Source organism: Psychrobacter sp. DAB_AL32B, from assembly GCF_002224105.1.
Lineage (GTDB): Bacteria > Pseudomonadota > Gammaproteobacteria > Pseudomonadales > Moraxellaceae > Psychrobacter.
In genome coordinates, this window is sequence record NZ_NEXU01000024.1 from 15,795 (window position 1) to 30,578 (window position 14,784).

The window sequence follows — 14,784 nt, forward strand, 5'->3', positions numbered from 1 at the left end:
ATTTAATATTTAATTGGTTAGATTTATCGTATTTAAATAGGTAGCATAAGGGTTATGACGTAAAGGACTGACGAAATACTCTTCTTAAAGGATAAACCACATGACCACTCACTCAACCAAACAAGCCGTAAAAACCTCACTATATGCATCCAAATCGCCCCTTGAATGGGCAGTGACTAATAACGGTACATTGTATACCGCGCAGATTCCTATCGATGGCAATGGTGAAGTGGTCGCTGGTGGTATCGAAGCCCAAACTCGCCAAACCCTCGAAAACCTGAAACACACTTTAGAATGTGCCAATGCCAGTATGGATTCAGTATTACAGGTGCTCATCTATGTCACGGATCGCGAATATCTAAAAACGGTCAATCAAGTTTATGCTGAATACTTCACCGCACCTTATCCAAATCGAGCAGCCTTAGTCATATCAGGGCTGGCGCGCGAGGAAATGCTGGTTGAATTGGTTGTCTATGCTGCTGTACCTTAAGTGCTCATTTATAAGTTTTTATTGATTTTATGACTCAAATCTATTGTATTTTTTATTTAAATAAACTCACTCGAAATTGTTATCAAGGATATTTTTATGTCAACTCAAGCGTTCAAACAAGACCCAAACAAATCACTCTATATTAATGGTGAATGGCAAAGTGGTACAGATACGATTTCTAATATTAACCCGTCTGATGTTACGGAAACTATCGGTGATTTTGCTCAAGCCAGCAGTGACCAAGTACAAGATGCCATTGCCGCTGCTCGTCAAGCTCAGCCAAAATGGGAAAAAACGCCCATGGAAAAAAAGCAATCTATCTTGCAAGCGATTGGCGATGAGATGATTGCGCGTTGTGATGAACTAGGTACTCTGCTATCACGTGAAGAAGGTAAGCCGTTTGCGGAAGGTCGCGGCGAGATTTATCGTGCTGGTCAATTCTTTCATTATTATGCTGCCGAGGTATTACGCCAAATGGGCGACCTTGCTGACTCGGTACGCCCTGGTGTGAAAGTTGAAGTGACTCGTGAAGCAGTCGGTGTCGTCGCTATCATTTCACCTTGGAACTTCCCAACCGCTACTGCTGTATGGAAAATTGCACCAGCATTAGCCTATGGTAATAGCGTTATTTGGAAGCCTGCGAATTTAACCCCAGCGAGTGCCGTTGCGTTGGCGGAAATTATACACCGTCAAGGATTGCCAGAAGGTACATTTAACTTAGTGCTTGGTGGCGGCTCATCAGTTGGTGATGCGTTGATTAATTCAAAAGACATTGATGCGGTTAGTTTTACTGGTTCAGTAGCGACTGGTCGCAAAGTTGCTGCGGCAACCGCGCCAAACTTTGTCCGTTGCCAGTTAGAGATGGGCAGTAAAAATGCTTTAGTCATCGCGGATGATGCTGACTTGCAAGTCGCCATTGATGCCGCTGTTGCTGGTGCGTTCGGTGGTTCAGGACAGAAATGTACTGCATCTTCACGATTGATTGTTATGGACGGTATTCATGATGCTTTCGTTGATGGCGTTATTGCAAAAATGAAAACCTTGAAAGTCGGTCATGCGCTTGATGACGGTATCTTTATGGGTCCAATCGTTGATGACAAGCAGCTTGCATCGAATATGGATTGGATTGAAAAAGCCAAGCAAGCCGGTGCCAATTTAGCCTTTGGTGGTGAGCGTTTAGACATGCCACATGACGGTTATTATATGTCGCCTACCTTGTTCACAGAGACCGACAACAGTTGGGATATCAACCAAGAAGAAGTATTTGCACCACTTGCTTGTGTCATGCGTGTGCAGAACTTGGAAGAGGCGATTGCCATGACCAATGACACGCGTTTTGGCTTAACTGGCGGCATTATTACCCAAAGCTTGCGGAATAGCGCGATGTTTAAAGAGCAAGTGCAAGCAGGCTGCGTCATGGTCAATCTAGCAACAGCGGGTACCGATTATCATGTGCCATTCGGTGGTCGTAAAGAGTCAAGTTTTGGTCCACGCGAACAAGGAACGTATGCCAAAGAGTTTTATACCATTGTTAAAACCGCTTATCAAAAAGCGTACTAGAAGCGGATTAAAAAGGATGATAGCCGCAGTTAATTGATTAATTAATCACGGCGCAACTGGTTAAACCTGCGCCGAGCGGCTACTTACAAAAGCATAAAAGGAGTTTGAGATGTACCAAGACCATATCATCATTGACGGATTACAGTATAGCCATTGGGATCGTGACTATTTTAAGATGCTACAAGCCAGTGGTATCGATGCGGTACACGCCACTTTGGTCTATCACGAGGATGCTCGTCAAACCCTAACGCGCTTTGCTGAATGGAATGCACGCTTTGAGCAAAATAGCGATTTGATTTTGCCTGTTTATTCGGTCGCTGATATTGAGACTGCTAAGCAACAAGGCAAAGTGGGTATCTTCTTTGGCGCACAAAACTGCTCGCCTATTGATGATGAGATTGGTCTGATTAGTGTCATGCGCCGCTTAGGCTTACTGATTATGCAGTTGACTTATAATAATCAAAGCTTACTGGCGACGGGTTGTTATGAGCAAAATGATTCAGGCGTAACGCGTTTTGGTCAACAAGCAATAGCCGAGATGAATCGAGTCGGTATGATTATTGATATGTCACACAGCGCCGAGCAATCAACGCTTGAGGCGATTGAGATATCGAGCCGTCCAATCTGTATCAGCCATGCCAATCCGACTACTGCCCATGAGGCGTTACGTAATAAATCCGATACTGTTATTAGTGCCTTAACCAAGGCTGGCGGGTTGTTAGGTTTCAGCTTATATCCGTTTCATCTGCCGAATGGCAGCGCCTGTACGCTTAATGACTTTTGTAGCATGATTGCTGATTGTGCTGATAAATATGGCGTTGAGCATTTAGCGATTGGTAGTGACTTATGCCTTAACCAACCACAAGCGGTCCTTGAGTGGATGCGTAACGGTCGCTGGTCAAAAGCGATGGATTATGGTGAAGGTAATGCCAATAATTCAGGATGGCCGGATACGCTGCCGTGGTTTGCAGGCAAGGACGGTATGGAAAATATCTACAACGGTTTATTAAAACATGGCTTTAATGATAAAGATGCTGGCAAGATCATCGGTCAAAACTGGTTTGACTTTCTTGAGGCTGGCATAAAGCCTTTATAAAAATCGTAATATTTAAAGCTAAAAATAGACAATGTAACGTTGTCTTTGGCTGCTGATTTTCAAGACAAGCTACTGCTAATTTAAGTGACGCAACATTATCATATGGAGCCACATCATGGCTGATTTAAAGGGATTTAACAAAGACGAGCAAGGACGCTCAAGTGTGGCAAACACAGCAGCGAATCATGGATCACCTTCTAAAGAGGCAGACACAGATACTCTAGGACTCAAAAACCCAGCATTTTGGTACAGTGGCGGCTTTATTATCGCCTTTGTTCTGATGGCGATCTTTGCAGAAGAGCGCTTATCAAAAATAGTTGATTTAGGCTTTGTTTGGTCGGCTAAAGTCTTTGGCCCTTTTTGGCAAATCTTATTATTAGCCACTTTTGTGATTGCTTTAGCGGTTGGGGCAGGTCGCACGGGGCGCGTCATTTTAGGCAACTTACCAAAGCCTGAAATGGACAATTTTAAATGGATGGCCATTCTATTTTGTACGCTACTTGCTGGCGGCGGGGTTTTTTGGGCAGCCGCTGAACCTATCGCTCATTTCGTTAGTGCACCGCCTGTCTATGCTGAAACAGCTGATATTCAACAACGCGCTTTTAATGCGTTATCACAATCGTTTATGCATTGGGGCTTTTTAGCGTGGTCGATTGTTGGTAGCTTGACAGCTATCGTGGTGATGCATTTACACTATGACAAAGGTTTGCCGCTTAAACCGCGTACGCTCTTATATCCTATGTTTGGCGATCGTGTGCTTACTGGTCATACCGGAGCGATTATCGATGCTTGTTGTATTGTCGCGGTTGCGGCCGGTACGATCGGTCCTATTGGCTTTTTGGGTCTACAAACCAGCTATGCATTAAATACTTTATTTGGTATTCCAGATACTTTTACCACCCAGCTCATTATTATCATATTTGCTATTGTCTTATATACCCTTTCGGCGATTAGTGGACTTGCCCGCGGTATGCAATTACTTAGTCGATTTAACGTCATGCTGGCTGTCGCTCTCATGATCTTTATTGTCATGTTTGGGCCAACCAAATTTATCGTTAATGGCTACATTCAAGGCGTTGGCACGATGGTCCATAACTTTATCCCGATGGCTACTTTTCGCGGGGATGAAGGCTGGCTTGGTGGCTGGACGGTATTCTTTTGGGGTTGGTTCTTGGGTTATGGTCCGATGATGGCGATCTTCATTGCGCGTATCTCACGGGGTCGTACCATTCGCCAATTAATCACGACGGTTTGTATTATTGCTCCACTAGTGACCTGCTTTTGGTTCACGGTCGTGGGTGGCACAGGCCTAGCGTTTGAGATCGCCAATCCGGGTAGTGTTAGTACTGCTTTTGAAGGCTTTAACCTTCCTGGTGCTTTGCTAGCAATCACTCAGCAGTTACCATTTCCTTTGATTACCTCATTATTATTTATCATTTTAACTATGGTTTTTATTGTCACTACGGGTGACTCGATGACCTATACCATTAGTGTCGTTATCAGTGGCGAGCGCGAGCCTAACGCTATTATTCGTACCTTTTGGGGCATCATGATGGGGGTAACGGCTATCGTTTTAATCTCGCTTGGGTCAGGCGGGGTGACGGCTTTGCAATCCTTTATCGTGATTACCGCTGTGCCGGTGTCCTTTATTCTTCTACCATCGTTATGGAATGGGCCAAAAATTGCGCAGCAAATGGCTCGTGATCAAGACCTTTACCGTCCTAACCGAGTTGAGACCGATCATCGACTCGCTGAAGAAAAGCTTGCCAACGAATCAGTTCCCAAAGAAATTGATTAAGTGCGTCATGAATATAGCCAATAACCTATTTACTTATTGATGTCAGTATTTGAAAGTAGCAAATAAGTTATTGGCTTAATATATTATTTAAGGTGAGAGTCATATGGAACATACTTTGCCAACCAACGATAAGCTAGACGCGGTCAGCTTCCGTACCCCAGATGTAGTAATGCACTCTGAAAGATTGGGCGCGATGCACCAAACGCGTATCAGCTTCGTGCGGACGCTCCTGCGTAAAATCGATAAAGAAAATTGGACGTTAAGTAAGCATCTTTGGAATTTGGATGACAATGGCTATGGACAAGTGATTTATCGTTTGCAAACGCCCGAGCATATTTATCACTTAGTCGTATTCTGCAATCAGATTGCCGATGAAGAACGTAATGATCGCGTCATTGCGCAAAAGTGGGATGTGACGTTTGCTTTGGTTTATGGCGAAATCGGCGATGAACTCTTGGCAAATCTAAAAGCCAACGTTCCGCTACAAGAAGCCGGTCGTAATTCTAATATGGTTATGGTGCTGGCACGGGCTAATAAAAGTGTGCGCGTCTTTGAGCATATTGTCAGCGCGCTTGCCGATGGGCAACAGCCTGATTTGGACGTACTGGCGCAAGTTGGTTATATCCTGCGCACCACTGCCGTTTATGGTAATGGTAAATTCGGTATTTACGACTTTAAACCCCTCGATCACAGTGAAGATTTTAACCAATCTTTTCGTGCGCAGATGTGTGCGGTATATCTGCTTAGAGAATTTAGCCTTGATTGGGTCGATTATTTGGCGAAGAAAAAAGGCGGCGATAAAGCCGTCAGCTTACATCCAGAGATTAAGCAGTATTTGGGTATCGGTAATGCCACTGGTCTTGGCATGGCACCTTATTTAATTAATCATCCTTGTGTCGTCGATCAATGGTTAAGTACCCGTGAAGGGGCGCTACAAGCGGTATTGGTTTGTGATATTGAGCATGAAGCAGATAATAGCAAAATACAGCAATTCTCCACCTTGATGAATCGCGCTATCCAGCATTTCTCTGAAGTAGTCACCATCAATGAGCCGCAAATTCTACTGAATAGTACGGTTGTTAAAGAGTTAACAGCGTTGCAAGAAAACCTTGCGGCTGAGCTTAAAGACTGCGACACGTGGGCTGATTTTTTACAGCGCAATGACCATCTCAGTTATGAGAGTCAAGAGGTCATTATCTCTTGCATGATGGAGCTTTATCCTCAGCTTGTAGATGGATTTGCAGGTCAAGTAAATGCTGATGAGACCATGTCACTACCCAGCGGTAAAGTCGTTCAAGACCTGATTGAGGTTTTAGAAGCACGTTATCAGTGGGCAATTAGCATTGATTTTGCCGCAGAAGATAATGTCTATTGGTTCTGGTATCGCTCCGAGGATAAAGAAGAGCCGAGAATGGGCATACGTGGACAAGAGCGTGGCGATGATAAAGAGTTCTTGCTAGATATTGGTAGACAAGCAAATACTTTGTATTTGGCGTTACAGCAAACAGATCCGCAGCAGCTTATTTCCGAATTTATCTTAACTAAGCCAAAATATCGCTCGATTGCTCGCAGAGTATGGACAATGGGTCATAAAAAGATGGGCGATATTCAGATTAACGTCTTGCAAAAGACCGCATTACCGATGCATCTATTGCGTTGTAAATTATCTATGTTTGGTGCAACTAAGTTTGATCCCAGATCAGATCGTTGGGTGCGTGTCACACTATTTCAAGGCGCGCCTTTATTTGATGAAGTCCATAGTGATGAGTGGCTGTTTCCTCTTTTACCAAAAATAAATGAGTTACCTACCTTACCATTAGCTGCCCAATAAGGAGTATTGAGACATGATTGTATCGCATAATGAAATCGTGACCATGGTGAACAAAGCCTTTTTGGGGTTGCAACGTGAAGTCGGGGAAGCAGATTTGATAGCTTCTATGGTAGCGGAGCTACAGATGGCTGGTCTTAATGGTATCTTACATTTTAATAATGCCAGTCCTTTTATACTGTCCGAACGTGATGTAGCTATTGATATTGTTCATCAAACTGAGGAAGAGCTCATCTTAGATCTGCATGGCAGCAGTCTGGTTTGTCATTTACCAGTAGTAATGGACTATGCCATTGAAAAAATGGGTAATCGTGAGCATTTCAGAATCTACTTGCGTAACTGTCATAACCGCTGGCTAGCTTATAGCGAACTGGTGAAACTTGCTGCAAAAGGGATTGCTTGCTTGGCTAAATGGGATAATGGCAGCGCACCGAAACATACCATATTTACTTTGGATAAAAGATTTGTCTATCCTGATTTGTATTTCTTTAATAAGGCGCAGGACAACTATAATACCAATGATATGGTGATTGAGCTTGCAACCTCTAACTTTGATATCGAAAAAGACATTCAGCATTTTGACCATAAAATATCAACGGATGAGCTGTTTGAAACCCATCAACGCGCATGGAAAGAAGGCGTTTATGTCGATGATGAGCAGTGGGCGCTACTTAAAAAGAGTGCTGCTGCAATATTGGTTGAAAATAGTGAGGCGTCAAGTAAAGGGGCAGGGGGCGTATAGACTATAAAAGTGCTTTTAACGATGGGTTTAAAAAGCTTTCTGCTATAGATATTAAGGTCTAAAAATATAGGATTTAGTCTAGATCTGTTATCATTAATGAGCGTGATTAAAGATATCGCATTCACAGAACCCATCGCTAGGAAGTTTACATGATCGTCAGGCAGACACCAAATGCATTCAAAATACTTTTCACCCTGCGCGGCTCTGTAATCCCACACATTTATCCCCAGGTTTTATTAATCACCCTGCTCAGTGCCTTAATATCAGCAGTTCAGCACGGGATTCCAAGTTCTTTCGAATCTTATAGCACAGCGCCTTTCACCTTATTGGGGATTGCGCTATCTCTATTTCTTGGCTTTCGTAACAATGCTAGCTATCAACGCTGGTGGGAGGCTCGGGGGTTATGGGGACAGTTGGTATTTGATGCCCGCAGCCTGACCCGCCAACTGCTGTCGTTTATAGACGAAGAAACTGAGATTGGGCGGGATACTCAGCGGTGTATGATCCATCTTACCATTGCTTTTACTCATGCACTGAGGCATCGGCTTCGTGGCACTGCACCTTGGCAGGACGTTGAGCGCTTTGTTGAGCCTGAGTATCATATCAGTATGCGCCAAGCGGGAAATCTGCCCGAGTATCTGCTACGGCTGATGGGCAAAAAGCTCGGTTACAGTCGTCGCCACCAGTTATCATCAGATCTTATGATACAAAACATGGATGAACGTCTGACTTCTATGACTATAGTCTTGGCTGCCTGCGAGCGCATTCAAAACACGCCACTGCCGTTTGCTTATATCCTATTGGTGCATCGAACGACTTATCTGTATTGCTTTATGTTGCCTTTTGGCTTGGCAACTTCTTTGGGCTGGGTCACCCCTTTAGTCTGTGGCGTCATTGCCTACACCTTTTTTGGTCTCGATGCGCTCAGTGAAGAGATAACCGATCCTTTTGGCGTGGCCCCTAACCATCTGCCACTGACTACTTTATCACGCACTATCGAAATAAATTTACTCGAAGCATTAGGAGAAACGGATCTTCCATCTGATATCGCCCCTCAAGACGGTTGCTTGCAATAGATAGCATGCAATGAACGGATGGCATACGCGACAATAGAAATTAAACCGACTGTCAGTGCTGGGTAATAAGGTCTAATATGTACCTTATTACGCGTGTTGGGCATTTTTAAGCAAGTGATAAGTACAGCATTCATGCGATGATATTTAACGCGCCAGCTCTAAAAGTAGATAAATATGTAGTAAATAATAGCTTTAATAGCCGTTAACTAACTCATCTACTAAACTGACAATAAGGTTACTTAACACTCTATTAATACCTGCCACAATGAGTTATCTATCATGAATAAGGATTTATTATGAACTTTACTTCTAAAGATAAATTTAACTCGTTGGTACCGTCTGTACACTATAATTCTAGCTGTACTTGTCCGAAATGTGGGTGCACCTGTGCGTCAACTTGTGACAAATGTGATATGTGCTCGAAATGCTGTCAGTGTGGTGAAAAGTAATAAACTACACAATTTATAGATCTCTATAGTATTAATAGTAAACAAAAAAGCAGCCTCCTAAAATGATATTTTAAGAGGCTGCTTTTTTAATTTAAGAGTCGTAAATATCTATTAAAACCTTGCTTAGCCCTTTTGAGCAGCAATCCAGCTTTGTATCTGCTCAATTTCAGGTTGCTGTGCGTCGATGATTTCTTGAGCCAGCTTACGCATTTCAGGATTTTTACCATATTTAAGCTGAGTTTCTGCCATATCTACCGCGCCAACATGATGTGGTAACATACCACGAGCAAATGCCATATCTGGTACTGGATCGGCGATACCTGCCATCATTTCTTCATGCATCGCATCCATACCGTCGGCATAAGCTTGTTGCATCGCTTTGGTATCAGCGGTTGGGGTTTTAGCATCAGGGTTATCAGCAAGCCATGCTTTCATCGTAGCAATTTCAGACTGCTGGGCATCGATGATTTCTTGTGCAAGCTTACGCATTTCTGCATCAGTACCATACTTGAGCTCAATCTCTGCCATATCCACTGCACCGATATGATGACCAAGCATACCTTGAGCAAATGCCGCATCAGGATCATTATAATCCATACCAATCATCATCTCTTTATGCATCTTAGTCATTGATTCGGTGTAGTCTTTAAGCATAGGGGTCATTGGTGTGCCATCTGCTACCATAGCATCTGCACTCATGTCATGACCAGCATGCGGGTCTACTGCGGCAGTGGTATCAGTTGTTTCGACTGGTGCGACGTCTTCTGTTGTCGTAGAGTCAACTTTCTCAGCTGTTGGCTGACAAGCACTTAGTAATAATGCTGCACTAACACTAGCAGCAAGAACAGAGAAGCGTAATTTGTAATGATTTTTCATGCTATATCCTTAACATACATAGATTAAATAAAAGGCTAGCAAAGCTTCCAACAATAATTTAAAAAATTAAATTTTATTAGATAAGCTTTGCTAGTTTAAAAAAACAGAGTTTAAAAAGTCACGATAATTTTGTGGGTACACCTTTACTTCAATTCTTCAATGAGTGCTTGTATCTCACCGATCTCTCGCTTTTGTGCCTCAACGATGTCATCCGCTAGCTTCCGTACGCGTGGATCTTCGATATCTGCTCTTGAGCTGGTCAAGATAGCAATTGAATGATGCGGTATCATCGCTTGCATCCAATCAACCTGATCAACAGTCGCTTGCGATCTGACACCCCACAGACCAAAAGCGAATAACACTACGCTCAGACCATAAATTATCAAATTTACTTTGGTTTTTTTATACATGTTGGTCATAAAGGCCAGCATAATAATTGCCATCATAGCGCCCATATACAGCGCCATATAGGCTCTGGTCTCACTAAAATAAACGTGATCCCATTTATAGGTATTAAAATACATCATGATAAACATGACGACCGTAGAGGTTAGAATCATTAGGGAGAATTTGAGATAGGGGTTCATCTGATTTTGGTTATTCATATCTTTTTGATTTGAATTATTCATAAGGTAACCTTTACAAACGGTACAAAGTGAAAAATTTGTTTAATATTATAACTGTTGCTCAGTAGACTCAATATCCGCATAAACTTGAGTAGTGCCGTCTTTATTGAGCTGCATAATTTGATACGGTGCAAATTTATTTTGATATTCCATACCTGGACTACCGACAGGCATACCGGGTACAGCAAGACCAAGCGCTTGTACTGGTGGATTCTCTAAAAACTGCGCCATATACTTAGCAGGGACATGACCTTCAAAGACGTAGCCATCGGTGGTGATGGCTGTGTGGCAAGAGCGCATCTCAGTGGGTACGCCATAGCGGTCTTTAAATAATGCCACATCCGCAACATCGTGCGCCGTAGTACCTAGACCATTGTCTTCTGCATGGCTTATCCAGTCTTTACAGCAGCCGCAATTCACATCTTTATAGACGGTTGCTGAGATGTTTTTGAGTAAATCTGGATTACTTACTGGCTTACTCATCACAGAGGTGGCTGCAGTATGATGCTCAGCTTTTACCGTGCTGGCAGTAGAGGCACTACTCTCAGGTTGACTACAAGCAAACAGTGATGAGGCTGCAAATAATATTAGCGTACTACGCAATAGCTTAGACGACTGGCTATTAGATGTAGATACATAGCTAGATTCGATTTTAAAGACTGTCATAAGGCTCTCTCATATTTTTTATAACACTTATTTTTATAACACTTAATAGTACAGATAATAAATTAAGACGCTGAGTATCTTAATATGATGACTCTGACAACAACATGACGCTAAGATGACAATTTTGTCATGTTGCGGTTTTTACATAGGAATATTCCTACCATACTAAAATCACAGCTTCAAACGGCGCAATCTCAGCGCGTTACCAATAACAGACACTGAAGAAAGGCTCATGGCAGCCGCCGCTATCATTGGACTGAGTAAAAGTCCGAAAAATGGATACAGGACGCCAGCAGCAACCGGTATACCAAGTGCATTGTAGATAAACGCAAAGAACAGGTTTTGTCTGATATTGCGCATCGTAGAATGGCTCAGTTTATGGGCTCTCACAATCCCCATTAGATCGCCTTTCACTAGCGTGATGCCAGCACTCTCCATCGCCACATCTGTTCCTGTGCCCATGGCGATGCCAACGTCTGCTTGCGCAAGGGCAGGGGCATCATTGATACCGTCACCCGCCATAGCCACGACCTTACCGTCATTCTGTAACTCTTTGATGATACGGTTTTTGTCTTCTGGAGAGACGTCGGCATGTACCTCGTCAATATTTAATTTACTGGCAACCGCTTTGGCCGTTATCTCATTGTCACCTGTCAGCATGACTACGCGTAGTCCAGCTTTGTGCAGTAGCGATATTGCCTCACTCGTACTCGGCTTGATCGGATCAGCGACTGAAATTAGACCAGCAGCTTGCCCATCTACTGCAACAAACATGACGGTTTCACCGTCCTTCCTGCGTTTGTCGGCGCGTTCTGAAAGTGCACTGTTAAAACTATCAAGGCGCTGCATGAATTTTGAGTTGCCTACGGCGACCTGCTTACCATTAACGAGCGCCTGTGCGCCTTCACCGGTGGTTGAACTAAAATCGCTGGCTTTTGCAGTAGTAAGAGATTTTGCCTTCGCAGCTTTGACAATAGCTTCTGCCAGAGGATGTTCGCTAGCACTCTCTACGGCTGCGACGAGCATAAGAAGTTCATCTTCATCTAAGCCGCCAAGGGCTTCGATAGCGGTAAGTTCTGGTTTGCCTGCTGTCAGTGTTCCTGTTTTGTCCACAACGATGGTATCGACTTTTTCCATACTCTCTAACGCTTCAGCATTCTTGATGAGTACGCCATTTTGGGCACCCTTTCCAGTACCAACCATAATCGACATCGGCGTGGCGAGTCCTAATGCACAAGGGCAGGCTATGATTAACACAGCGATGGCATTAACCAGTGCAAAAGCCATTGCAGGCGCAGGTCCGAACATAGCCCAGACAATAAAGGTAATGACGGAGCAGATAAGCACGATCGGCACGAACCAACCAGCTACCTTATCCACCAGTCTCTGTATGGGCGCACGACTGCGCTGGGCTTCGGCCACCATCTTGACGATCTTGGATAATACGGTGTCATCACCAACATCGACCGCTTCAATTAATAGTGTCCCAGTACCGTTGACCGTGCCGCCGGTGACCGTATCCCCTGCTGTTTTTGAAACAGGTAGTGGTTCACCAGTTACCATGGACTCATCGACGTTGCTATTGCCATCAAGTACCGTGCCGTCTACGGGAAGCTTTTCTCCTGGCTTCACTCGCAGTATGTCACCGCTGACAACTTCGTCAAGTGAGACTTCGGTTTCGACATCATTCTCATCCACACGTCTTGCCGTTGGTGGTGCTAGCTCGAGTAGCGCACGGATCGCGCCAGAGGTCTGACTTCTAGCTTTAAGTTCTAGAACTTGACCTAATAGCACCAATGTCACAATGACCGCTGCCGCTTCATAGTAGACTCCGACTTGACCAGAGGCACCTCTGAAACTGTCTGGAAAAATGTCCGGAAGAAAGGTTGCTACCAGACTGAAACCAAAAGCAGCGCCTACGCCCACTGCAATCAGAGTGAACATGTTCAGGTTTCGGCTTTTTATTGATTGCCAGCCACGGACGAAGAATGGCGCCGCTCCCCAGAGTACCACTGGGGTCGCAAGCGCGAGCTGAATCCACTGATCGATCTGTCCAGAGATATCACCCTGAATAATGTTCTCTAAGCTTAGACCCACCATGTCACTCATTGCATACAGAAATAGCGGTATTGTCAGTGCCGTACAAATCCAGAAACGGCGTGTCATATCGTCGAGCTCTGAGGTGTCTTCCTCACCAATAGTAGCTGTCTCTGGTTCAAGTGCCATTCCGCATATCGGACAACCACTATTCTCAACATCCCTGACTTCAGGATGCATTGGACAGACATAAACAGTACCGCTGTAACCAGCTGGCACTTTGTCGTATTTGCCGCCTTTAACAGACGTTACCTCTGTATTAGCTGTGCCATGACAGTTTGCATGACCATCTTTCATCTCTGCCATTTCGGCAACATTATCTTCGGCAGCAGAATCTTCAGGCTTGAGAGACATTTTGCATATTGGACAGCCGCTGTCTTCAACATCTCTGACTTCTGGATGCATTGGGCAGGTATAGACAGTGCCACTGTAGCCGGCTGGCACTTTGTCATGCTTGCCACCTTTGGTAGGTTTTTCATTCTTATTCGCTGCGCTGTGGCAGCTTGCGTGCTTACTGTCTATTTCTCTTTTTCTTTCTTCTTCGTGCATATCATGTTTCATGAAATCATTCCTTGAAGACGGTGAGTAGAGGTTTAGACGCTATGCAATTATCAATTAGTACCCGAACACCGTTTTTTACGATTAAATGCAGATGTTTATCGTTAACCTTATTCTAGTTTACGCAGATACTTGAGCAGCGCCATCACTGTTAGCATCAGAATTAGCTCTAGCATTAATAACAGCGTACCATTATGGCTCTGACAACAACATGACGCTAAGATGATAATTTTGTCATGTTGCGGTCTTGGTATAGGAATATTGCTGACATTCCTCTATCATTCATAGCATTAACCTAACCAATCAGCGTCGCGCTTGTTATGAAAATATTATTAGTCGAAGACGAGTTATCACTCGGGAACTATATAAAACAAGGTCTGACCGAAGCAGGTTTATTGTTGAGCATCAAACCACAGGATTAGATGGTTACCATGCTTTAATGAGTGAGGATTTTAATGTCGTGGTTATGGACGTTATGCTGCCTGATATCAGTGGTTTTGAGCTGGTACGTAATTACCGCGCCGCTGGTAAGCATACCCCGGTCTTATTTTTGACCGCTAAAGATGACTTGAGTGATCGCATAAAGGGGATTGAGATTGGCGGTGATGACTACCTGACTAAGCCTTTTGCCTTTGCTGAGCTGCTGGTGAGAATAAAAAGCTTGCTACGCCGTGCCAATCAGGCAGATTACAGCAGCAACCTCATGCAAATTGCAGATTTAAAGATGGATATTGCCAAACGCACCGTGCACAGAGGTGAGCTACCTATTAAGTTAACCGCAAAAGAGTTTGCCTTACTACAGTTTTTACTTGAAAAGAGGGTGAAGTGTTACCACGATCGGTTATTGCCTATCACGTTTGGGATTAAATTTTTTATACCGACAACAAAGTCCTTTATTTCTAAATTCGGACCTTAAGGCTTT

12 protein-coding genes are annotated in these 14,784 nt (G+C 43.9%); 8 read left to right on the forward strand and 4 right to left on the reverse strand.

What is annotated here, in order from left to right; genetic code table 11:
* The first annotated feature begins 100 nt into the window (after positions 1-100).
* From CAN34_RS03290 to CAN34_RS03320, 7 genes are all read left to right on the forward strand, one after another.
* The gene (locus tag CAN34_RS03290; protein WP_089554433.1) at positions 101-490 is read left to right on the forward strand and encodes a RidA family protein; all 390 of its coding nucleotides are present in this window, start codon (positions 101-103) and stop codon (positions 488-490) included.
* 96 nt (positions 491-586) lie between these two features.
* A complete protein-coding gene (locus tag CAN34_RS03295) occupies positions 587-2,050 on the forward strand; it encodes an aldehyde dehydrogenase family protein (RefSeq protein ID WP_089554434.1) in 1,464 nt (487 codons plus the stop codon).
* Between the two features lie 109 nt (positions 2,051-2,159).
* Entirely contained in the window at positions 2,160-3,146 is a 987-nt protein-coding gene (locus tag CAN34_RS03300) for a membrane dipeptidase (protein ID WP_089554435.1), read from the forward strand.
* Positions 3,147-3,261: 115 nt separating this feature from the next.
* Entirely contained in the window at positions 3,262-4,944 is a 1,683-nt protein-coding gene (locus CAN34_RS03305; RefSeq protein WP_089554436.1) for a BCCT family transporter, read from the forward strand.
* A gap of 103 nt (positions 4,945-5,047) precedes the next feature.
* Positions 5,048-6,775 carry a hypothetical protein gene (locus CAN34_RS03310; protein WP_089554437.1) on the forward strand — a complete coding sequence of 576 codons (1,728 nt, stop codon included), beginning with the start codon at positions 5,048-5,050 and terminating at the stop codon, positions 6,773-6,775.
* A gap of 13 nt (positions 6,776-6,788) precedes the next feature.
* Entirely contained in the window at positions 6,789-7,514 is a 726-nt protein-coding gene (locus CAN34_RS03315) for a DUF3726 domain-containing protein (RefSeq protein ID WP_089554438.1), read from the forward strand.
* A gap of 149 nt (positions 7,515-7,663) precedes the next feature.
* A complete protein-coding gene (locus CAN34_RS03320) occupies positions 7,664-8,590 on the forward strand; it encodes a bestrophin family protein (protein ID WP_089554439.1) in 927 nt (308 codons plus the stop codon).
* Positions 8,591-9,162: 572 nt separating this feature from the next.
* Here CAN34_RS03320 and CAN34_RS03325 read toward each other — a convergent pair.
* The 4 genes from CAN34_RS03325 to CAN34_RS03340 all read right to left on the reverse strand — a co-directional run bounded on the left by CAN34_RS03325 (position 9,163) and on the right by CAN34_RS03340 (position 13,865).
* Positions 9,163-9,915, reverse strand: coding sequence for a DUF305 domain-containing protein (locus tag CAN34_RS03325; RefSeq protein ID WP_089554440.1), 753 nt, complete (start codon positions 9,913-9,915; stop codon positions 9,163-9,165).
* Between the two features lie 143 nt (positions 9,916-10,058).
* Entirely contained in the window at positions 10,059-10,544 is a 486-nt protein-coding gene (locus CAN34_RS03330; RefSeq protein ID WP_089554441.1) for a DUF305 domain-containing protein, read from the reverse strand.
* 45 nt (positions 10,545-10,589) lie between these two features.
* Positions 10,590-11,207: a DUF411 domain-containing protein gene (locus CAN34_RS03335; RefSeq protein ID WP_089554442.1), complete on the reverse strand. Its 618-nt coding sequence runs from the start codon at positions 11,205-11,207 to the stop codon at positions 10,590-10,592.
* A gap of 171 nt (positions 11,208-11,378) precedes the next feature.
* A complete protein-coding gene (locus CAN34_RS03340) occupies positions 11,379-13,865 on the reverse strand; it encodes a copper-translocating P-type ATPase (RefSeq protein ID WP_254423068.1) in 2,487 nt (828 codons plus the stop codon).
* A gap of 391 nt (positions 13,866-14,256) precedes the next feature.
* Here CAN34_RS03340 and CAN34_RS03345 point away from each other — a divergent pair, with 391 nt between their 5' ends.
* Positions 14,257-14,778 (forward strand): response regulator transcription factor, encoded by a 522-nt coding sequence (locus tag CAN34_RS03345; RefSeq protein ID WP_254423069.1) that lies wholly within the window; start codon positions 14,257-14,259, stop codon positions 14,776-14,778.
* Positions 14,779-14,784 lie beyond the last annotated feature (6 nt).

Excerpts from the sequence above, each read along its gene's own strand:
- CAN34_RS03290 (WP_089554433.1), top strand. The coding sequence starts at position 101 with ATGACCACTCACTCAACCAAACAAGCCGTAAAAACCTCACTATATGCA.
- CAN34_RS03295 (WP_089554434.1), top strand. The coding sequence starts at position 587 with ATGTCAACTCAAGCGTTCAAACAAGACCCAAACAAATCACTCTATATT.
- CAN34_RS03300 (WP_089554435.1), top strand. The coding sequence starts at position 2,160 with ATGTACCAAGACCATATCATCATTGACGGATTACAGTATAGCCATTGG.
- CAN34_RS03305 (WP_089554436.1), top strand. The coding sequence starts at position 3,262 with ATGGCTGATTTAAAGGGATTTAACAAAGACGAGCAAGGACGCTCAAGT.
- CAN34_RS03310 (WP_089554437.1), top strand. The coding sequence starts at position 5,048 with ATGGAACATACTTTGCCAACCAACGATAAGCTAGACGCGGTCAGCTTC.
- CAN34_RS03315 (WP_089554438.1), top strand. The coding sequence starts at position 6,789 with ATGATTGTATCGCATAATGAAATCGTGACCATGGTGAACAAAGCCTTT.
- CAN34_RS03320 (WP_089554439.1), top strand. The coding sequence starts at position 7,664 with ATGATCGTCAGGCAGACACCAAATGCATTCAAAATACTTTTCACCCTG.
- CAN34_RS03325 (WP_089554440.1), bottom strand. The coding sequence starts at position 9,915 with ATGAAAAATCATTACAAATTACGCTTCTCTGTTCTTGCTGCTAGTGTT.
- CAN34_RS03330 (WP_089554441.1), bottom strand. The coding sequence starts at position 10,544 with ATGAATAATTCAAATCAAAAAGATATGAATAACCAAAATCAGATGAAC.
- CAN34_RS03335 (WP_089554442.1), bottom strand. The coding sequence starts at position 11,207 with ATGACAGTCTTTAAAATCGAATCTAGCTATGTATCTACATCTAATAGC.
- CAN34_RS03340 (WP_254423068.1), bottom strand. The coding sequence starts at position 13,865 with ATGAAACATGATATGCACGAAGAAGAAAGAAAAAGAGAAATAGACAGT.